We start from the raw sequence: 4401 nt of genomic DNA on the forward strand, positions 1-4401 counted from the left end.
GGTCTGGCAATATATCTCCTTGCCGCGCGGCCCGGTCGGACCGGATCAGCCGCACAGGCGTGCACCTTGAGAACCGGATACTGCGAGGATGGACACTACTCAGTGTCGCATCCGGGCAGACATCGAACCATTTGAAATGGTCTAACTTGGATTTGTTTTTCGCAAGGCCGCCGAGAGGCGGCCCCGAGAAATTCCTTTTCCTATAATAGAACCATATGAATCGAACGGAACCGATCAGCGATGGACTGAGAGGACCGGACGGGCTCGAAGCCCATATATTTTGGACGGAGAGTTCGATCCTGGCTCAGGATGAACGCTGGCGGCGCGCCTAACACATGCAAGTCGAACGGCACCTATCTTCGGATAGAAGCGAGTGGCGAACGGCTGAGTAACACGTGGAGAACCTGCCCCCTCCCCCGGGATAGCCGCCCGAAAGGACGGGTAATACCGGATACCCCGGGGTGCCGCATGGCACCCCGGCTAAAGCCCCGACGGGAGGGGATGGCTCCGCGGCCCATCAGGTAGACGGCGGGGTGACGGCCCACCGTGCCGACAACGGGTAGCCGGGTTGAGAGACCGACCGGCCAGATTGGGACTGAGACACGGCCCAGACTCCTACGGGAGGCAGCAGTGGGGAATCTTGCGCAATGGGGGGAACCCTGACGCAGCGACGCCGCGTGCGGGACGGAGGCCTTCGGGTCGTAAACCGCTTTCAGCAGGGAAGAGTCAAGACTGTACCTGCAGAAGAAGCCCCGGCTAACTACGTGCCAGCAGCCGCGGTAATACGTAGGGGGCGAGCGTTATCCGGATTCATTGGGCGTAAAGCGCGCGTAGGCGGCCCGGCAGGCCGGGGGTCGAAGCGGGGGGCTCAACCCCCCGAAGCCCCCGGAACCTCCGCGGCTTGGGTCCGGTAGGGGAGGGTGGAACACCCGGTGTAGCGGTGGAATGCGCAGATATCGGGTGGAACACCGGTGGCGAAGGCGGCCCTCTGGGCCGAGACCGACGCTGAGGCGCGAAAGCTGGGGGAGCGAACAGGATTAGATACCCTGGTAGTCCCAGCCGTAAACGATGGACGCTAGGTGTGGGGGGACGATCCCCCCGTGCCGCAGCCAACGCATTAAGCGTCCCGCCTGGGGAGTACGGCCGCAAGGCTAAAACTCAAAGGAATTGACGGGGGCCCGCACAAGCAGCGGAGCATGTGGCTTAATTCGAAGCAACGCGAAGAACCTTACCAGGGCTTGACATATGGGTGAAGCGGGGGAGACCCCGTGGCCGAGAGGAGCCCATACAGGTGGTGCATGGCTGTCGTCAGCTCGTGTCGTGAGATGTTGGGTTAAGTCCCGCAACGAGCGCAACCCCCGCCGCGTGTTGCCATCGGGTGATGCCGGGAACCCACGCGGGACCGCCGCCGTCAAGGCGGAGGAGGGCGGGGACGACGTCAAGTCATCATGCCCCTTATGCCCTGGGCTGCACACGTGCTACAATGGCCGGTACAGAGGGATGCCACCCCGCGAGGGGGAGCGGATCCCGGAAAGCCGGCCCCAGTTCGGATTGGGGGCTGCAACCCGCCCCCATGAAGTCGGAGTTGCTAGTAATCGCGGATCAGCATGCCGCGGTGAATGCGTTCCCGGGCCTTGTACACACCGCCCGTCACACCACCCGAGTCGTCTGCACCCGAAGTCGCCGGCCCAACCGAGAGGGGGGAGGCGCCGAAGGTGTGGAGGGTGAGGGGGGTGAAGTCGTAACAAGGTAGCCGTACCGGAAGGTGCGGCTGGATCACCTCCTTTCTAGGGAGATACGTTCTTAGAGAGAAAACACTTTAACTCGAATGGAGGGCAGGAGCCCGTCCGGTAGATGTCCGCCAGGATATGTCCCCGCAGCACCCGGTCCCCGGGGTCGCACCCGCGTACCTTGAGAGCCGCATAGCGATAGGAGAGAGATGGAAGAGATTCTCTTCCAGACTCGATTCTTTTCTGCGATTAAACGTAAGAATGATAGCAATCATTCATCCGATCCAAACAAGAAGAATTCACTTATAAATGAGTGAGGAGCATCTGATCGCGAGCACAGTGAAGACACTGTGCCGCGGTATGAGATACCCGAATTGCGACATACGAGCGCTATTCATGATATCGATTAATTAACTTTAGCGACACGTGGATATCCCGCGGGCCCGATGCGGTCCCGCAAGATACCACGGGCGCACGGCGGATGCCTTGGCACAGGGAGCCGATGAAGGACGCGGCAAGCTGCGATAATCCCCGGCGAGGAGCACACATCCTTCGACCCGGGGGTCTCCGAATGGGCGAACCCATCCACAGCAGTGTGGATATCCCCCCGCTGAACGCATAGGCGGGGGGAGGACAACCCGGGGAACTGAAACATCTAAGTACCCGGAGGAGAGGAAATCAATCTCGAGACTCCCCGAGTAGCGGCGAGCGAAAGGGGACCGATGGCCAAACCGTCGAGCGGGCGTACCCGGCAGGGGTTCCGCCGACGGGGTTGCAGGGCCGCGCATCCGGGGGCTGCCGCCCCCGGGCGCAGGTCCGGCTGGGGAGCGGAACGGCATGGGAGGGCCGGCCGCAGCGGGTGACAGCCCCGTACGCGAACCCAGACCGGACGGCGCGACGCGGTCCCTGAGTAGGGCCGGGCACGTGAAACCCGGTCCGAACCTGGGTGGACCACCATCCAAGCCTGAGTACTACCCTGTGACCGATAGCGCACCAGTACCGTGAGGGAAAGGTGAAAAGCACCCCGGGAGGGGAGTGAAACAGTACCTGAAACCGTGCGCCCACGAGCAGTCGGAGCACCCTTTAAGGGTGTGACGGCGTGCCTTTTGTAGAATGAGCCAGCGAGTCGCTGGCGCGGGGCGAGGTTAACCGAAAGGGAGCCGGAGCGAAAGCGAGCCTTAACAGGGCGACTTGAGTCCCGCGCCGCGGACGCGAAGCCGGGTGAGCTATCCGTGGGCAGGCTGAAGCGGGGGTAAGACCCCGTGGAGGGCCGAACGCACGTCGGTTGAAAACGGCGGCGATGACCTGCGGATAGGGGTGAAAGGCCAATCAAACCCGGAGATATCTCGTTCTCCCCGAAATAGCTTTAGGGCTAGCGTCGCGCGTTCACCGCCGGAGGTAGAGCACCGGATGGACGAGGGGGCTTCGCCGCCTACCGAATCCAACCGAACTCCGAATGCCGGCGGCCCAGAGCGCGGCAGTCAGAGCATGTGGGCTAAGCTGTGTGCTCGAGAGGGAAACAGCCCGGACCGCCCGCTAAGGTCCCCAAGTTCCAGCCGAGTGGCAAAGGATGTGCGTCCGCCCAGACAACCAGGATGTTGGCTTAGAAGCAGCCATCCATTCAAAGAGTGCGTAACAGCTCACTGGTCGAGTGGACATGCGCCGACAATACACGGGGCTAAGCTGGACACCGAAGCGGCGGGATTTTAATTCATTAGAATCGGTAGGGGAGCTTCCCATGGGCGGAGAAGCCGGAGGGCGACCGACGGTGGAGCGCATGGGAGTGAGAATGCTGGCATGAGTAGCGAGAGACGAGAGAGTAACTCGTCCGCCGTGAACCCGAGGTTTCCTGGGCAAGGCTAATCCTCCCAGGGTCAGTCGGGGGCTAAGGCGAGGCCGGTAGGCGTAGCCGACGCGCAGCAGGCAGACATTCCTGCACCGCGCACGCGGCGCTACGACCGACGGGGCGACGGATGGGGGTGGCTCGGCGGGGTTCTGGACGTCCCCGTGATGGAGCGCGGCCCGCGGACCAGGGAAATCCGGTCCGCACACAGGGCGAGGCTCCGGACGAAGCGACTAAGCGAAGCGAGTGAGCCCGAGGTCCCTAGAAAAACCCCTAGGCAGGCGCGTGCGCGCCCGTACCGCAAACCGACACAGGTGGGTGGGTAGAACATACCGAGGCGATCGGGTCAACCATGGTCAAGGAACTCGGCACAATGGCCCCGTAACTTCGGGAGAAGGGGTGCCCGCGCGTACGTGAACGGACTTGCTCCGGGAGCGGAGGCGGGCCGCAGTGGAGAGGCCCAAGCGACTGTTTACCAAAAACACAGGACTCTGCAGAAGCCGCAAGGCGACGTATAGGGTCTGACGCCTGCCCGGTGCCGGAAGGTCACGCGGAGGAGTTAGCGCATCGCGCGAAGCCCCGAAGCCAAGCCCCGGTAAACGGCGGCCGTAACTATAACGGTCCTAAGGTAGCGAAATTCCTTGTCGGGTAAGTTCCGACCTGCACGAAAGGCGCAACGACTTGGGCGCTGTCTCGACCATGGACCCGGTGAAATTGCACTGGTCGTGAAGATGCGACTTACCCGCGGAAGGACGGAAAGACCCCGTGAACCTTCACTGCAGCTTGGCATTGGCCGCTGGTCCCGCGTGTAGAGGATAGGCAGGAGGC

General features: G+C 62.6%; 2 rRNA genes. Both read left to right on the forward strand.

The window, feature by feature from the left end:
* Positions 1 to 281: 281 nt before the first annotated feature.
* A 16S ribosomal RNA gene (locus FGQ67_RS09895) occupies positions 282 to 1787 on the forward strand.
* 397 nt (positions 1788 to 2184) lie between these two features.
* Positions 2185 to 4401: ribosomal RNA gene (locus FGQ67_RS09900) — 23S ribosomal RNA — on the forward strand; the annotation flags it as partial.

This window comes from Collinsella aerofaciens, assembly GCF_005845035.1.
In the GTDB taxonomy this organism is placed as follows: Bacteria; Actinomycetota; Coriobacteriia; order Coriobacteriales; family Coriobacteriaceae; genus Collinsella; species Collinsella aerofaciens_I.